The 15,905-nt window shown below is 74.9% G+C and carries 10 protein-coding genes and 2 pseudogenes; 3 read left to right on the top strand and 9 right to left on the bottom strand.

Annotation, left to right across the window (positions count from 1 at the left end):
* Positions 1 to 43: 43 nt before the first annotated feature.
* From DRB89_RS36650 to DRB89_RS36625, 7 genes and pseudogenes are all read right to left on the bottom strand, one after another.
* On the bottom strand, positions 44 to 3,985 hold the full coding sequence (locus tag DRB89_RS36650) for a Pls/PosA family non-ribosomal peptide synthetase (RefSeq protein WP_112452340.1): 3,942 nt from the start codon (positions 3,983 to 3,985) through the stop codon (positions 44 to 46).
* A 346-nt stretch (positions 3,986 to 4,331) separates the two neighbouring features.
* Positions 4,332 to 4,997, bottom strand: a complete 666-nt coding sequence (locus tag DRB89_RS45335) for a hypothetical protein (protein ID WP_239516537.1) — start codon at positions 4,995 to 4,997, stop codon at positions 4,332 to 4,334.
* Complete coding sequence (locus tag DRB89_RS45330) at positions 4,931 to 5,347, bottom strand: hypothetical protein (protein WP_239516536.1); 417 nt, start codon at positions 5,345 to 5,347, stop codon at positions 4,931 to 4,933. The genes DRB89_RS45335 and DRB89_RS45330 overlap by 67 nt, the downstream gene beginning before the upstream one ends.
* Positions 5,348 to 5,353: 6 nt before the next feature.
* Positions 5,354 to 7,030: a tannase/feruloyl esterase family alpha/beta hydrolase gene (locus DRB89_RS36640; protein ID WP_239516534.1), complete on the bottom strand. Its 1,677-nt coding sequence runs from the start codon at positions 7,028 to 7,030 to the stop codon at positions 5,354 to 5,356.
* 151 nt (positions 7,031 to 7,181) lie between these two features.
* Positions 7,182 to 8,467 (bottom strand): annotated as a pseudogene (locus DRB89_RS36635) (PHB depolymerase family esterase).
* A gap of 226 nt (positions 8,468 to 8,693) precedes the next feature.
* Positions 8,694 to 9,353 carry a 3-oxoacid CoA-transferase subunit B gene (locus DRB89_RS36630; protein ID WP_112452332.1) on the bottom strand — a complete coding sequence of 220 codons (660 nt, stop codon included), beginning with the start codon at positions 9,351 to 9,353 and terminating at the stop codon, positions 8,694 to 8,696.
* A gap of 3 nt (positions 9,354 to 9,356) precedes the next feature.
* On the bottom strand, positions 9,357 to 10,160 hold the full coding sequence (locus DRB89_RS36625) for a CoA transferase subunit A (RefSeq protein ID WP_112452331.1): 804 nt from the start codon (positions 10,158 to 10,160) through the stop codon (positions 9,357 to 9,359).
* 208 nt (positions 10,161 to 10,368) lie between these two features.
* Here DRB89_RS36625 and DRB89_RS36620 point away from each other — a divergent pair, with 208 nt between their 5' ends.
* The gene (locus tag DRB89_RS36620; protein WP_162688875.1) at positions 10,369 to 11,088 is read left to right on the top strand and encodes a hypothetical protein; all 720 of its coding nucleotides are present in this window, start codon (positions 10,369 to 10,371) and stop codon (positions 11,086 to 11,088) included.
* On the opposite strand, the gene DRB89_RS36615 is transcribed toward DRB89_RS36620, so the two are convergent.
* Entirely contained in the window at positions 11,027 to 12,673 is a 1,647-nt protein-coding gene (locus DRB89_RS36615) for a DUF2336 domain-containing protein (protein WP_239516532.1), read from the bottom strand. The genes DRB89_RS36620 and DRB89_RS36615 overlap by 62 nt on opposite strands.
* Before the next feature lie 146 nt (positions 12,674 to 12,819).
* Between DRB89_RS36615 and DRB89_RS36610 the strand changes: the two are divergent.
* Together DRB89_RS36610 and DRB89_RS36605 are read left to right on the top strand one after the other, a co-directional pair.
* Positions 12,820 to 13,329 (top strand): annotated as a pseudogene (locus DRB89_RS36610) (ATP/GTP-binding protein); the annotation flags it as partial.
* An 11-nt stretch (positions 13,330 to 13,340) separates the two neighbouring features.
* Positions 13,341 to 14,591: a styrene monooxygenase/indole monooxygenase family protein gene (locus tag DRB89_RS36605; protein ID WP_112450264.1), complete on the top strand. Its 1,251-nt coding sequence runs from the start codon at positions 13,341 to 13,343 to the stop codon at positions 14,589 to 14,591.
* Here the strand turns inward: DRB89_RS36605 and DRB89_RS36600 are convergent.
* Positions 14,552 to 15,802, bottom strand: coding sequence for a C40 family peptidase (locus DRB89_RS36600; RefSeq protein WP_112450265.1), 1,251 nt, complete (start codon positions 15,800 to 15,802; stop codon positions 14,552 to 14,554). The two genes, DRB89_RS36605 and DRB89_RS36600, sit on opposite strands and share 40 nt — an antisense overlap.
* Positions 15,803 to 15,905 lie beyond the last annotated feature (103 nt).

The raw sequence follows: 15,905 nt of genomic DNA, 5'->3' as shown, positions 1-15,905 counted from the left end.
CGGGCGCCGCGGCGCGGACGGCCCCCAGTGGCGCGGACGCCCTTCAGGACCGCCACGCCTCGATCGGATTGCCCAGCCAGCGGCTGTCGGCGGGGACGGATTCCCCGGCCATCACGAGTGAGGCGGGACCCAGTGTGCTGCGTGCCCCGACCGTGCTCCCGGGCAGGACGATCCCGCCGGGGCCCAGGGTGGCACCCTCGCCGAGGACCACAGTATCCGTCCTCAAGATCCGGTCGTGGAAGAGGTGTGTCTGCAGTACACAGCCCCGGTTCACGCTGACCGCGTCGCCGAGCACCACCAGGTCCGTCTCCGGCAGCCAGTAGCTCTCGCACCACACGCCCCGCCCGATCCGGGCCCCGAGGGCGCGCAGCCAGAGCGACAGCAGCGGCGTGCCGGGTACGGATCCGGCCAGCCACGGAACGGCCAGGACCTCGACGAAGGTGTCGGCCAGTTCGTTGCGCCAGACGAACCCGCTCCACAGCGGGTGCTCCCCCGTCCGGTGGCGGCCGACCAGCAGCCACTTCGCGGCCACGGAGACCGTGCACGCGGCCAGGCCCGCGGCGAGCAGGACCGCTCCGGAGAGCAGCGCGGTCCCCCAGGGGCCCAGCGCTTCGGGGGCGGCGAGCGCGCAGAACGCCGCCACGGTCAGGACGGCCAGCGCGGCCGAGCAGAAGACGGGGACGAGGCGGCACAGCTCGACCAGGCCGCGCGCCCACAGCAGGTGCGCGGGAGGGTCGTACGTCCGGCTCTGGTCGGCGTCCGCGGCGGAGCGGGGCAGCCGCACCGGCGGCAGGCCCAGGTACGAGCTGCCCTTCTTGGCCTTCTTCGGCGTGGCCGACAGGACGCCGACCAGCCCGTCGTCCGGGACGTTGCGGCCCGGCGCGGTCATTCCCGAATTGCCGAGGAAGGCCCGGCGGCCGATCTCGGAGTGTCCGATGCGCATCCAGCCGCCGCCCAGTTCGTAGGGGGCGGTCAGGGTGTCGTCGGCCAGGAACGCGCCTTCGCCCACGGTGGTGAGGCTCGGCAGCGCGAGCACGGTGGACACCTCCGCACCCCGGCCGATCTTCATGCCGAGCAGCCGGAGCCACACCGGTGTGATCAGCCCGGCGTACAGGGGGAAGAGCGTCTCCCGGGACAGGTCCATGAGCTGGGTGGCCGTCCAGGCCTGCCAGCCGATCCGGCTGTGCGTCGGATGGACTCCGGTGCGCAGCCCGAGGCTGAGCAGGCGCACCGAGACCAGCAGGAGCAGGGCGTACGCGAACCCGAAGGCGAGCGCCCCGGGCACCACCGCGAGCAGGGCTCCGCGCAGGGCCTGGGCGAGCCCGGCACCGGCGGGCACGAACCGGTCCGCCACGAGCAGGGCGGGCACGACCGCGAGCACGGGCAGGCCGGTGAGGCAGGCGCCGGCCGCTCCGTACGCGGCGCGCCAGCGCAGCGGCCGCGGCGGGCGCTCCCCCGGCCAGTTCCGCTTGGCCTTGCCGAGCTTGCCGGCGGGGGCTCCGGCCCAGCGCTGGCCGGTGGGGATCTGCCCGACCACGGCGGAGCCGGGGGCCACCTCGGCCCGCTTGCCGACCCGTGCGCCGGGGAAGAGGATGCTGCGGGTGCCGACCACGGCGCCCGCGCCGACCTTGACCGGGCCGATCTCGAGGTGGTCGCCGTCCAGCCAGTGCCCGGAGAGGTCCACCTCGGACTCCACGGCGCAGCCGCGTCCCAGTTTGAGCATGCCGGTGACCGGGGGCAGCGAGTGCAGGTCCACCTCGGGGCCGATCTTGGCGCCCAGGGCCCTCGCGTAGCGCTCCAGCCAGGAGCCGGTGAGCGAGGTCGCGCCGGAGTACTCGGCGAGCCGCTCGGCGGTCCACAGCCTCAGGTGCACGCTTCCGCCGCGCGGGTGGCGCCCGGCCTTGACCCCGCGCAGCAGCAGGCGTGCGCCGCCGGCGGCGATCGCGAGGCGGCCCGGCGGGCTGAAGAGCAGCGCCGCCCCGGCGGCGACGAGCCACCAGGAGGCGGCCGGCGCCCACGGGTAGGCCCCGGACCAGTGCAGTACGTTGCCCAGCGCGAGCAGGGCCACCGTCCAGCGCAGGCCGATCAGCGTGAACAGCGGGAGCAGCAGCAGCGACTGCACCACCTTGGCGCGCGTCGGCACGGGCACCACGGTCCGGGTCGCGCCGTCGTCCTGCGCGGACTTCTCCAGGTGCCGGGCCAGCTTGCGCAGGGTGGGCTGCTGGTAGATGTCGAGTACGGCGGCGCTGGGGTAGCGGGTGCGCAGCCGGGTGGTGAGCTGGGCGGCGGCGAGGCTGCTGCCGCCGATGGCGAAGAAGTCGTCGGCGGCGGCGGTGACGGCCACGCCGAGGGTCTCGCTCCACTGCTCGGCGAGCCAGGCCTCGGTGCCGTACAGCTGTTCGGCGGGGCCGGTGGTCTCCAGTTCGGGCAGCGGCCAGGGCAGTGCGTTGCGGTCCACCTTCCCGGAGGTGCGGGTCGGCAGCTCGTCCACGGGTGCGAGCAGCGGGACGAGGGCCGCGGGCAGCTCGGCGCGCAGCCGGGTCACGGCCGCCGCGTGGTCCCAGCCCTCCTGGGTGACGAGGTAGCCGACGAGCAGCTGGTTGCCGCTGCGCGCGGTGCGGACGGCGGCGGCCGCGCCGGCGACGCCGGGCAGGGCCTGGAGCGCGGCGTCGACCTCGCCCAGTTCGATCCGCCGGCCGCCGAGCTTGATCTGCTCGTCGCCCCGGCCGAGGAAGACCAGGCCCTCCGGTTCGGCCCGGACGAGGTCGCCGCTGCGGTAGGCGCGCTGCCAGCCGAGGGATTCCAGGGGGGCGTACTTCTCGGCGTCCTTGTCGGGGTCCAGGTAGCGGGCCAGGCCGACGCCGCCGATCACGAGCTGGCCGCTGCCGCCCATGGGCACCGGCTCGCCGGACTCGTCGACGACGGCCAGCTCCCAGCCGTTCAGCGGGAGCCCGATGCGGATCGGCTCCTCACCGGTCAGCAGGGCGGCGCAGGCGACGACGGTGGCCTCGGTGGGTCCGTAGGTGTTCCAGACCTCGCGGCCCTCCGTGACCAGGCGCTGGGTCAGCTCGGGCGGGCAGGCCTCGCCGCCGAAGATCAGCAGGCGGACCTCGTTGAGGGTCTCGGGCTCCCAGAGCGCGGCCAGGGTCGGCACGGTGGAGACGACGGTGATCTCCTGTTCCGCCAGCCAGGGGCCGAGGTCGGCGCCGCTGCGCACCTGGGAGCGCGGGACGGGCACGAGGCAGGCGCCGTAGCGCCAGGCCAGCCACATCTCCTCGCAGGAGGCGTCGAAGGCGACGGACAGTCCGGCCATGACCCGGTCCCCGGGTCCGATCGGCTCCTCGCTGAGGAACAGCGCGGCTTCGGCGTCCACGAAGGCGGCGGCGCTGCGGTGGCTGACGGCGACGCCCTTGGGCTTGCCGGTGGAGCCGGAGGTGAAGATGATCCACGCGTCGTGCCCGGGACCGGGCCGCGCGGCGGATCTCGGGGCGTCCGCGAGGCCGGTGGCCGCGATGCGCTGTCCCGCGCCCAGCACCGCCCGCACCCCGGCCTCGGCGAAGACGAGCTCGGCCCGCTCGTCCGGGTCCTCGGCGTCCACGGGCACGTAGGCGGCGCCCGCGGCGAGGACGGCGAGGATCCCCGCGTACAGCTCGTTGGTCCCGGACGGCACGCGGACGCCGACGCGGTCGCCGAGCCCCACTCCGGCGGCCGCGAGGGCGCGCTTGCGGCGCTCGACCTCGGCGGCCAGCGCGCGGTAGGTCAGCTGTTCGGTGCCGTCGTCCAGGGCGAGGTCGTCGGGGTACGCCCGTACGGAGGCCTCGAAGATGTCGACGAGGGTGCGCGTCGGGGCGGCGGGCCCGGCGGAGAACCGGGCGGACTTGCCGGCCTCCTCGAACCCCTCCGCCGCTTCGAGCACGGTCCCGTCGTCGGGCACGGTCCCGTCGTCGAGCAGAGTGAGTTCACCGTGCTCTGGTGTGGCTGCCATCGGCCCTCGCGTCTCGGTCCCGGAAACGTCCCGGGTCGCCGGGCGGAGCCCGGGTCTGCCCAGGTTGTTCCGGTCCAGCACCAAACAACCCGCCAGTCTAGTGGGCGGTCCGGAAGTTTCTTGCAGAAGGCTTGCGCGTGGCCGGGAAGGAACGGTAAGGAGGCCGCGCGGTGTCGCGGCGGCGGCAGCCGGCCACCGGCGTGCGCGGCGGGCTGCGCGGCAGCCTGTGTGACAGGGCCCACCCGGTGACCGTGCAGGCACCAAGTACCCTCGTCCCGACCGACTTTGGCTGACCACCAACAAGCAGGGACGGCAAGGGGCGCACATGTGGGGACGGGGGACGGTACTAGGGGACCGTTACACGCTGGCCGAGCGGATCGGCGGGGGCGGCATGGGCGAGGTCTGGCGGGCCGACGACGGCGTGCTCAGACGGCAGGTCGCGGTGAAGGTGCTGCTTCCGGCGCTGCTCGACGACATCGGGTTCGCGGCGAGGTTCCGCCGGGAGGCCATGGTCCTCGCCTCGCTCAGCCACCCCGGGATCGTCGACGTCCACGACTACGGCGAGAGCCGGATCGAGTCCGGCGAGATGGTCGCGTACATCGTGATGGAGCTCGTCGAGGGCCGGCCGCTCAACGAGGTCCGCGCGCAGAGCGGGCCGCTCCCCGCCGAGCAGGTGCTGGACATCGCCGGGCAGGCCCTGGACGCGCTGCACGCCGCCCACCTGCAGGGCGTGACGCACCGGGACATCAAGCCGTCGAACCTGATGCTCGGTGACGACGGCCGGGTCACGGTCACGGACTTCGGCATCGCCCGTTCCAGTGCGGCCAGCATCGGGATCACCGACTCGCACGCGGTGCTCGGCACAGCGCTCTACATGGCGCCCGAGCAGGCGGAGGGGCTCGGCGCCGTCGCGGCGTCCGATCTCTACTCCACGGGCGTGGTCTGCTACGAACTGCTGACCGGCGAGCCGCCGTTCACCGGTGAGTCGGTCATCGAGATCGCGCTCAAGCACATCCGCGAGCCGGTGCCGGCCCTTCCCGAGGAGTTCCCGGCGCCGGTGCGCGCCTTCGTCGCCAGGGCGCTGGCCAAGCAGCCGCAGGAGCGGTACGCCGACGCCTCGGTGATGGCCGCGGCGGCGCGGCGTGCGGCGGCCGGCCGGCCGCTCGGCGAGCTCGACGCGCCGGCCGGGCCGACCGTGCCCCGGCCGGACGGTGCGGCCCTGCCCGCGGTGGCGGTGACGCCGACGGCGGCCGACGGGTCGAGGCGGAACCGGCTGAAGTGGCTGAAGTGGCTGAGCGTCCCGGCGGGCATCGCCGTACCGCTCGCGGTCACCGTGACGCTCACGGTGACGGTGGCCGTCACCGTCCTCTACATCGATCCCCGCGGCCGGCAGTCCGACGCGCCGACGGCGGGACGGGAGCCGTCCGCCTCCGTGTCCGCCCCGGTGTCCGGCAGCGGGAGCCAGAGCCCCGGCGCGTCCCCCTCCGGCACCCCGGGCGAGGTGACGCCGGGCGCGTCGGCCCCGCCGCCGGGCGGGGACCCCGGCGGCCAGGGCGGCGCCGGCGGGGCGGTTCCGCCGGCCGCGCCGAACCCCGCGCAGGGGGCCGGCGGCGCCGGCCCCCTGCGCGGGGTCCGACAATTCGCACAAGTGCATCCACGGCCAGGTGTGATGAGTAAAAGTGACCGGCCCCCCAGGCCGGGGAAGGCGGAGCGGTGGCAGGGGGTGAGGGGCCGCAGCCGGTCGGGGAACGCGTCGACGAGCGAGTCCACGTGGGTGCCGCCCTCGATGCGGTAGTAGCGCAGCAACCCGCCCCGGCCGGCGCGCCGCACCATGTCGGCGTAGACGTCGGAGTCCCGGCTGATCGGGAGCAGGACGTCCAGGGTGCCGTGCAGGGTGATCAGGGGTTTGCCGATGCGGCCGGTGAGCGCGGTCCCCGCGACCGCGCGGCGGACCTCGGCGGGCCGCTCGGCGTAGGCGTAGTCGGCGTCGCAGGCGGGGGTGCCGGGGGCGCAGAAGGGGGTCCCGGCCTCGGCCGGGCCGTCGAAGCCCGGATCGAACTCCTCGCGGTAGATCCGCTGGGTGAGATCCCAGTAGTACGCGTGGTGGAAGGGCCACAGGAACTCCGAGCCGGCCGGGTAGCCGGCGGCCAGCATCCGCGCGTGGGCCTCCCCGGCGTCGGGCCCGCCGGCCGCGTAGCGGGGGTAGGCGGCCAGCGCCGGGGGCAGGAAGGTCAGCAGGTTCGGCCCCTCCGCCCGCCACAGGGTGCCCTCCCAGTCGACCCCGCCGTCGTACAGCTCCGGATGGTTCTCCAGCTGCCAGCGCACCAGGTAGCCGCCGTTGGACATGCCGGTGGCGAGCGTGCGGGACGGGGCCCGGTGGTAGCGCTGCGCGACCACCGCCCGCGCGGCCCGGGTGAGCTGGGTGACCCGGGTGTTCCACTCGGCGACCGCGTCGCCGGGCGCCCGCCCGTCCCGGTGGAACGCGGTCCCGGTGTTGCCCTTGTCGGTGGCGGCGAAGGCGTAGCCGCGCGAGAGCACCCAGTCGCCGATGGCACGGTCGTTGGCGTACTGCTCGCGCACGCCGGGGGAGCCGGCGACGACGAGCCCGCCGTTCCAGTGGTCGGGCAGCCGGATCACGAACTGCGCGTCGTGGTTCCAGCCGTTGTTGGTGTTCGGGGCCGCGGTGGCGGCCGGGGTGTCGGGGAAGTAGCCGTCGATCTGGATGCCCGGCACCCCCGTGGGGACGGCGAGGTCCTTGGGGGTGAGGCCGGCCCAGTCGGCGGGGTCGGTGTGCCCGGAGGCCACCGTCCCGGCGGTCGTCAGCTCCGCCAGGCAGTCGGCCCGCTGGAGCGCGGCCCCCGGTACGCGAAGTTGGGCGCGGCGGGCGCAGTGCGCGTCGGCCCCGGCGGCCCCCGGGGGCGCGGCGGCCGTCAGCAGGGCCGAGGCGAGGACGGCGGCGGCGACGGCGCCGGTGGCGGCTCTGGCGCGGGTCGCGCATCGGGTCGTCGCGGAACGGGTCGTCGCGGAACGGGTGGCGGGTGGCATCGAGGAACCTCCGGAAGGCGGCGGGATGGGGGACTGGCCGGAGGCTAAGGGCGGCCGCCCCGGCGCCGACACGGCTGCGCCCGCCATGTTCGCGGCCGCCCCGGTGGGGCCGGCCGCCATGGCGGGCCCGGCAAGATCCGAAAGAGACGGCCTAGGGGCAGCCGGCGTCGGCGATGACGAAGTGGCCCGCGGGCGCCTCCTTCAGGGTGTGCGTGACGAAGACGTTGTAGAGGCCCAGGTCCTGGCGCGAACCCTTGGCGTGGGCGTGGCTCCCGTCGGTCGTCGCCCGGCCCGCCCGCACGTGCTGGTAGTTGTGCGCCGTCCAGCACACCGCCGGCGCGCCGGTCGTGCTCACCGTGACCGGCGCCGAGCCGGCACCCGCCGCGCCCGAGCCGTCGACGGCCGCCACGGCGTACGTGTGGCGCGTACCGGGGGCGAGCCCGCCGTCCGTGTAGGGCGGCCCGGCCGGGGCGGCGACCTGGGCACCGTCCCGCAGCAGCGCGTAGCCGGCGGCGCCGGGCACCGGGTTCCAGGCGAGGGTGACGCCGGTGTCGCCGACGGCGGTGGCGGCCAGGCCGGTGGGCGCGGGCGGGGTGCCGGGGCCCGGGCCCGGGCCGGAGCCGCCCAGGCCGAAGAACTTCGCGATCCAGTGGCCGGAGCAGATCGAGGCGAGGAAGTGCGCGGCCCCCGTACGGCCGCACCGCTCGGGACCGGAACCCGGGTCGACGGGGGTGCCGTGCCCGATCCCGGGCACCCGGTCGACCTCGACGGCCACCGTGCCGTCCCCGGCGAGGTACTCCTCGTGGCGGGTGGCGTCGGGCCCGATGGCCGAGGTCCGGGCCGGGGTCTGGGAGAGCCCGTGCAGCGCGGTCCACTGGTCGCGCAGTTCGTCGGCGTTGCGGGGAACGACGGTGGTGTCCGCGTCGCCGTGCCAGATCGCGACCCGGGGCCAGGGGCCGCTCCACGCGGGGTACGCGTCACGGACCGACTGCGCCCAGCCGGCCGGGGACTTGTCCACCCCGGGGTTCATGCACGTGTACGGGCTGTGTCCTTGGCGCAGCCGTGGGGGAGCCCGGCGATGACCGCCCCCGCCGTGAACACGTCCGGGTAGGCCGCGAGCAGTGCCGAGGTCATGGCGCCGCCGGCCGACAGGCCGGTGACGAAGGTGCGGGCGGGGTCGGCGGCGTAGGCGGAGGCGGCGCGGGCGGCCATCTGCCGCAGGGAGGCGGCCTCGCCCTGGCCGCGCCGGTTGTCGGCCGCCTGGAACCAGTTGAAGCACTTGTTGGGGTTGTTCGCGGAGGTGGTCTCCGCGAAGACCACCAGGAAGCCTTCGCGGTCGGCGAGTTCGGTGAGTCCGGAGTTGTCCGCGTAGGTCTGGGCGTTCTGGGTGCAGCCGTGCAGCGCCAGCACCACGGCCGGGGCGGACGTGGCGGGCATGGCGGCTCCCTGGGGCGGCGGGCACTGCGCGGGCCCGTCGTCGGGGGCCCGCGGTGCCGCCACGGTAGGAGCGGCACCGCGCACGACGGCATGTCCCGGAACCCCACAATCCGGCCGGGGGTTGCCCGGTCCACAAGGGTTGCGCGCGCCGTCCGCCGCCTGCTGGTGCTGTGGCCGGAAAGGTGTGCCGGGCGCCGCGACCCGGTGGACCTCCCCGGTCACAGCACTAGTTGCAGGCGGCTGCGACCAGTTCGGGGCGCACCGCGAGCTCCGCACCCGTCGCCGCGCGGACCTCGGCCACCGAGACCCCGGGCGCGAGCTCGCTCAGCACGAACCCCGCCGGGGTGACGTCGACGACCGCCAGGTCGGTGACCACCCGCTGGACGACCCCCCGGCCGGTCAGCGGCAGCGAACAGCGCTCCACGAGCTTGGGCGTGCCGTCCTTCGCCGTGTGCTCCATGAGCACGATCACCCTGCGCGCGCCGTGCACCCGGTCCATCGCGCCGCCCATTCCCTTGACCGTCTTCCCGGGGACCGTCCAGTTGGCGAGGTCGCCCGAGGCGGACACCTGCATCGCGCCCAGCACGGCGGCGTCGACGTGCCCGCCGCGGATCATGGTGAAGGACAGCGCCGAATCGAAGAAGGACGCCCCCGCCCGGACCGTGACCGTCTCCTTGCCCGCGTTGACCAGGTCCGGATCCACCTCGTCGGCCGTCGGGTACGGGCCCACGCCGAGGATCCCGTTCTCCGACTGGAGCACCACCTCGACCCCCGGCGGCAGGTGGCCGGGGATCAGGGTCGGCAGCCCGATCCCCAGGTTCACGTACGTGCCGTCCGCCAGTTCGAGGGCGGCCCGGGCCGCCATCTGCCCACGTGTCAGAGCCATGTGTCAAACACCGCCTTGCTGTTCGGGGAGAAGGGTGCGGACCGTGCGGACCGTGCGGCACTCGATGTGCCGTTCGCCCGCCGGATCGCCGGGGTCCACCCGGACCACCCGCTGGACGAAGATCCCCGGCAGGTGCACGGAGTCCGGATCGAGCTCTCCGGGCTCGACCAGCTCCTCCACCTCGGCGATGGTGATCCGGCCCGCCATCGCGGCCAGCGGGTTGAAGTTGCGCGCCGAGGCATGGAAGACGAGGTTGCCGTGCCGGTCCCCGGCCGCCGCCCGCACCAGGGCGAAATCCGTGGTGATGCCCTCCTCCAGCAGGTACTCCCGGCCGGCCCAACTGCGCAGCTCCTTGGGCGGCGAGGCCACGGCGACGCTCCCGTCGGCCCGGTAGCGCCACGGCAGCCCGCCCTCCGCGACCTGGGTGCCGGCCCCGGCCGGCGTGTAGAACGCCGGGATCCCCGCGCCGCCGGCCCGCAGCCGCTCGGCGAGCGTGCCCTGCGGGAGCAGTTCGACCTCCAGCTCGCCGCTCAGGTACTGCCGGGCGAACTCCTTGTTCTCGCCCACGTACGAGCTCGTCATCCGGGCGATCCTGCCCTCGCGCAACAGCAGCCCGAGCCCCCGGTCGTCGACCCCGCAGTTGTTGGACACCACCTCCAGGGCGACCGCGTCCGTCCGTTCCAGCAGCGCGCCGATCAGCACGCCGGGAATCCCGCACAGCCCGAAGCCGCCCACCGCCAGCGACGCCCCGGCGGGGATGTCCGCCACCGCCGCGGCCGCGGTCGCGACCTCCTTGTCCAGACCCATCGCACGCTCCTTCGCCCGGCGCCGGGCCGCCGGCCCCGACCGGACCGGTGCGGCCGGGCCGACACGGACGACCCTAGGAACCGGCGGCGGGCCCTGGCCATGGCGCCCGCGCACACACCCGGGGGGGTGCCCGTGTGGGGAACCGGTGGACCGGCCGGTACGTCCCAGCGGAGCCGATCCGGCACAGGAGCGCGAGGGGGAGACCGTGTTGAACCGCACCACGAGGAGAGTCCCGGGCGTCGCATCGGGAGGCGGGCCGTTCGCCGTGGGCGGCGCCGCCAGGTCCGTGTCCCCGTACGTGCTCGCGTGCTTGGGCGCCGCCGTGCTGCTCACCGGCTGCGGCGAGGTGACCGGGAACGAGCCGGTCGGGCCCGGCGTGTCCGTCCGCACCGAGAGCGCCGCGCCGTGTCCCGAGTCCGATTCCGCCGTCCGGCAGGCGCCGCCGACGCTGATCCACGGCACCCCGGCCAACACCCCCGAGGCCACACGCCTCTCCCAGGCCATCGGCGCCCAGGCCCGCGGCGCCTTCGCGGACGTCTACTCCGTGCAGATCACCGACCATCCGGCGGGGCGCGTGGCCCTGTGCGTCACCGATCCGGCCCGCGGCCGGCTCCTCCTCGAAGCGGCGCACGCGGCGGATCCGGGCGCGGACCCGGCCCGGGCGGACGTGTACGTGAGCCCGTACTCCCACCGGACCCTCAACGCCGCCGCGGCCAGGATCATCGCGCTGAAGGCGGACTTCCCGGTCTACAGCACCTCCGGCGGGCACGGCTCGTCGGTGGAGGTGACCACCAATCAGGAGGGCTCGTGGTCCGCGGAGTTCAAGGCGCGCCTGCAGGAACTCACCGGGGGGATCCCGGTCACGCTCAAGAACGGCGAGCCCGTCGAGCCCCTGCTCGGGGACCAGCCGTTGCGCCCCGCCCCCTGACGCCCGACAGGGCCTGCTCCGCTCCTACTCCACTTCGCCGCCGCGGTCCGCGCGCGATCAGCTCCTCCATCGCCGGCCGGGGGAGGGAGGGGTTGGCCGCCGCGGCCTCGGCGACGGCCGGGGACGCGTGGGTGAGGAGTCCCACGAGGGCCGGTCCGGACAGTGCCGGGTGGCGTGCCGCGTTGGGGCCGGCCTTGTGGTCGGCCAGGCACGGCAGCAGCGCCGCCTCCGTCGCGTTCGGGTGCACGGCGATCGCGCGCCAGGCCCGCAGCGCCGGCGGGTCGTGCCGGGCCAGCTCCTCCAACAGGCCGGACGGGGCTTCCGGGTTGGCCGCCACCTGCGCGTGGACCTGTACGCCGTGCCGCGCGACCATCGCGCGCAGCCGGTCCTCGGACAGGCCCGGGTGCGGGGCGACCGCGTTGGCCACCACCGCGTCGGGGTCGTCGGCCAGGGCGTCGAGCAGCGCGGGCGGCAGGGCGCGGCTGCGGGCCGCGAGCTTGCGTACGGCCGGGTGCGGGGAGGCGGCCAGTTCCGCGAGCTCCGTGGCGGTGGCGGACTCGATGCGGGGCAGTGGATCCGGACGGAGCCGGGCCCTGCGCGCCAGGTCCGCCAGGACGTCGAGGGGCACCAGCGGCTGGAGGGCCAGCGCCCTCAGCAGCTCCACCTCGCGGCCCGCGGCGAGCTCGCGGATCAGCGGCGCCCCGAGAGCGGAGTTCGCCGCGACGTCCCGACGGACGCCCGGCATCGGGTCGGCGGCGAGCAGCGCGTACGTCTCCTGCGGCAGGTCGGACCGTTCGGCCAGGGCGCGGCGGATCAGCATCGACGGGTGGCCGGCGAGGGTGGCCGCGGTGGCGGGCGGTGTGGAGGGGTTGCGCGCGGCCCGTTCCAGGGTGTTGTGCACGGCCGTCTCGTGAACGCCCGTGCAGGTGGCGTTCGCGAAGAGGCCGCAGTCCGGGCGCCGGCAGTAGGGGTCGTGGGTGAAGGGGATCTCCTCCTGGTCGCAGACCAGGCAGGCGAGAGCAGGTGCGAGCTCCTCTCCCGTGATCAGCGCCGCCAGTACGGAGCCGGGCACCGCCTCGTTGAGGGCGGTCGTCATCCGCACCTCGGCGTGCGGGTGCGTCGCGAGCCGGGCGGCGAGCTGCGGTTCGGTGGTCCAGATGCCGAGCTCCGCGACGACTTCCACGTCCGGGTCGGCGGCGAGGGTCTCCTGCACGTCGAGCGGCAGGCCGGGCCGGGAAGCGAGGTCCCGGCGGACCTGGCGCTCGGGGTGGGTGGCGAGCGCCCGCGCCCACTCGGGCGGCCCGAAGCCCTCGTCGAGCATGGCCAGGGCCACCGACGGCCGGGCGAGCGGGTCCACGTCGGCGGGGTCGAGGAGTCCCGCGCGCCCCATCCGGCCCGCGGCGAACTCGTCGGCGGCAGCGATCGCGCGGACCTGGGCGGGGGAGAGGTCCGTCCGCTCGCTCAGGTCGTAGAGGAGCTCGTCGTGCGGATCGTCCACCGAGCCGTTCAGGGCGATCAGCCGGTCCACGAGCCCGGACGGCAGGGCCGGATTGGCGGCGAGGCCGCACAGCAGACGAAGACCCACCGGCCCCGCGGTCCCCTCCGGGGCGGCGGTCCCTTCCGGCCCCGCGGTCCCCTCCGGCCCCGGGGTCCCCTCCGGGGCAGTGGGCTCGGGCACGGCCCGCGGTGTGAGCGCTGTCCCTTATACACTTCTGACCCTGCCGACGATGGTTCGGGGTGGGCAAGACCACCTTCGTCGGTTCCGTCTCCGAGATCGAACCGCTGCGCACCGAGGCGGTGATGACCGAGGCCAGCGTGCGGACCGACGACCTGACCGCGACCCCGGACAAGCACACCACCACCGTCGCCATGGACTTCGGCCGCGTCACGCTCGACGACGACCTCGTCCTGTACGTGTACGGGACCCCCGGCCAGGAGCGCTTCTGGTTCATGTGGGACGACCTGGCGCGCGGCGCCATCGGCGGGATCGTCCTCGCCGACACCCGCCGGCTGCGCGACTGCTTCCCCGCCCTGGACTACTTCGAGAGCTGCGGGCTGCCGTACGCCGTCGCCGTCAACCACTTCGAGGGCACCCGCTCGTACGAACCGGACGACGTGCGCGAGGCGCTGACCATACCCGCCCGCGTCCCCGTCGTGATCATGGACGCACGGCGCCGGGCCACGGTGGTGGAATCCCTGCTGACCCTCGTGGGCCATGCCCTCGACTCGACTCCCGAATAGAGAACGTGCAGATGCGCAAGATACTCGTCGTCGGCGCCGGCCAGTCCGGCCTCCAGCTCGCCCTCGGACTCCAGTCGAAGGGGTACGAGGTCACCCTCATGTCCAACCGGACGGCGGACGAGATCCGCACCGGGCGGGTCATGTCCACCCAGTGCATGTTCGACACGGCGCTCCAGCACGAGCGGGACCTCGAGCTGAACCTCTGGGAGCAGCAGGCCCCGAAGATCAAGGGCCTGGGCGTCTCCGTCGCCACACCCGACGCCGGCCGGGCCATCGACTGGCTCGGCAAGCTGAAGGGCCACGCCCAGTCCGTCGACCAGCGCGTGAAGATGTCCGGCTGGCTGGACACCTTCGCGCAGCGCGGCGGCCAGCTCGTCATCCACGGCGCGTCCGTCTCCGACCTCGACTTCTTCTCGCGCACCCACGACCTGGTGCTGGTCGCGGCCGGCAAGGGCGAGCTGGTCTCGCTGTTCGGCCGGGACGCCGCCCGCTCCCCGTACGACGCCCCGCAGCGCGCGCTCGCCGTCAGCTACGTGCACGGGCTCGGCCCGCGGCCCGAGCACCCCGAGACGGAGGCCGTGCGCTGCAACCTCGTCCCGGGCGTCGGAGAGCTGTTCGTCATGCCGACGCTGACCACCTCCGGCCGGGCCGACATCCTCTTCTGGGAGGGCGTCCCCGGCGGTCCGCTGGACGTGTTCAACGGCGTGCGGGACCCCGCCGAGCACCTGGCGCTGACGCTGGAGCTGATGGAGAGGTTCACGCCCTGGGAGTACGCGCGGGCGACGAAGGTGGAGCTGACGGACGCGGGTGCCACGCTCTCCGGCCGCTACGCGCCCGTCGTCCGCAACCCGATCGGCCGACTGCCCGGCGGCGGCCTGGTGCTGGGCGTCGCGGACGTGGTCGTCGCCAACGACCCGATCACCGGGCAGGGCTCGAACTCCGCCGCCAAGTGCGCGGCCTCGTACCTCTCGTCGATCCTCATGCACGGGGACAACCCGTTCGACGAGGCGTGGATGAAGGCCACCTTCGACAAGTACTGGTTCACCAGCGGCAAGCCCACCACCCAGTGGACCAACGCCATGCTCGGCGTCCCGCCGGAGCACGTGCTCAACCTGATCGGCGCGGCCGGGCAGCTCCAGCCGGTGGCGGACCGCTTCGCCAACGGCTTCGACAACCCGGCCGACTTCGACGCGTACTTCTACGACCCCGAGGACGCGGCCGACTACCTGGCGGAGGTCGCGGGAGCCTCGGCCTCCGAGTAGCCCGTGTCGTCACCGGCCGCCGCGGCCTCGGGCAGCGGCGGCGGGCTGAAGTCGGTCAGCGGCGCCCCGTCGGGGTCCGGCCGCACCGCGCCGAGCAGCGGGTTCGCGGCGATCGGCGAGACCTTGACCTTCGCGCCGGGCCGCGGCGCCTGGATCACCTTGCCGTCGCCGACGTACAGCGCCACGTGCGTGGCGGTCGGGAAGTACACCACCAGGTCGCCGGGGCGGAGCTCGTCGAGGGGCACCTTGGGCAGCTGGGCCCACTGCTCCTGACTGGTCCGGGGGATCGTGCGGCCCGCGTGGGCCCAGGCCTGCGAGGTCAGCCCGGAGCAGTCGAAGGAGGCCGGCCCCTCGGCGCCCCAGACGTACGGCTTCCCGATCTGGGCGGTCGCGTACGTCAGGGCCGTGCCGCCGGCCGCGGTGGGGGTGCGCGGCTGCGTGCCGAGCTTCCCCGAGTCGACCAGCTCCCGCTGCGCGGCGGCGGTGTCCGCGGCCTCCCGCGTGCCGATTTCGGTGAGCTGGGCGGGGGTCAGGGAGGCGAGCATCCGCTCGACCTCGGCCAGCCGGGCCGCGGCCTCGTCCTTGTGCTTCTTGGTGTCGGCGGCCAGCTTCTGCTCGGAGTCCAGGGCCTTGCGGGCGGCCGTGGCGAGGGTGTCCGCCTGCTGCTCGCCGCGGGTCAGCCGGTCCAGCGCGGCGGCCCGCCGACTGCCCTCGCGCTCCGCGATCCGGCGCTGGTCCAGGGCGCCCTGCGGGTCCGTGGCGAACAGCATCCGGGCGTACGGGGAGAAGCCCCGGGCCCCTCTGTACTGCTCGCGCGCGAGCCGGCCGGCGGTGGCCTGGGCGTCGGAGACGGCCGTACGGGCCTTGCCGAGCTCGGTGCTGAGCCGGCGCTCCTCGCCCTGGCGGGCGCTGAGGGCGGTCTCGGCGGCGTTGTAGGCCTCGGTGGCCTGCTCGGCCTGCTGGTAGAGGCCCTGCAGCCGGGTGACCAGGCCGCCGACCGACTCGACCGATGTGACCGACGCGACCGGCTCGCCGGGTGCGGCGGGTGCGGCGGGACTGCCGGGGGCCTCGGGCAGGGCGGGTGCTCCGGGTGTGCTGGGTGCTCCGGGTGTGCCGGGATCGGCGTGGGCGCCGGGGAACGGCCCCGCCGCGACGAGGGCCGCTGCGACGCAGGCGGCTCGAAGCAGCAGGCGCCGAGGTCGACGTGACATGGGGTCACCTCCAGGCGCCCGATGCTGCCACGGCCGGTATGACAAATCCCCCAAGTGTGTCGGCCCGTCGCGTCGGGGTCACCCGGTTGGCGGGGTGGGGGAA

Origin of the sequence: Streptomyces sp. ICC4 (assembly GCF_003287915.1) — a bacterium.
Taxonomy (GTDB): domain Bacteria; phylum Actinomycetota; class Actinomycetes; order Streptomycetales; family Streptomycetaceae; genus Streptomyces; species Streptomyces tritrimontium.
This window is presented reverse-complemented; position numbering and strand designations above follow the sequence as displayed.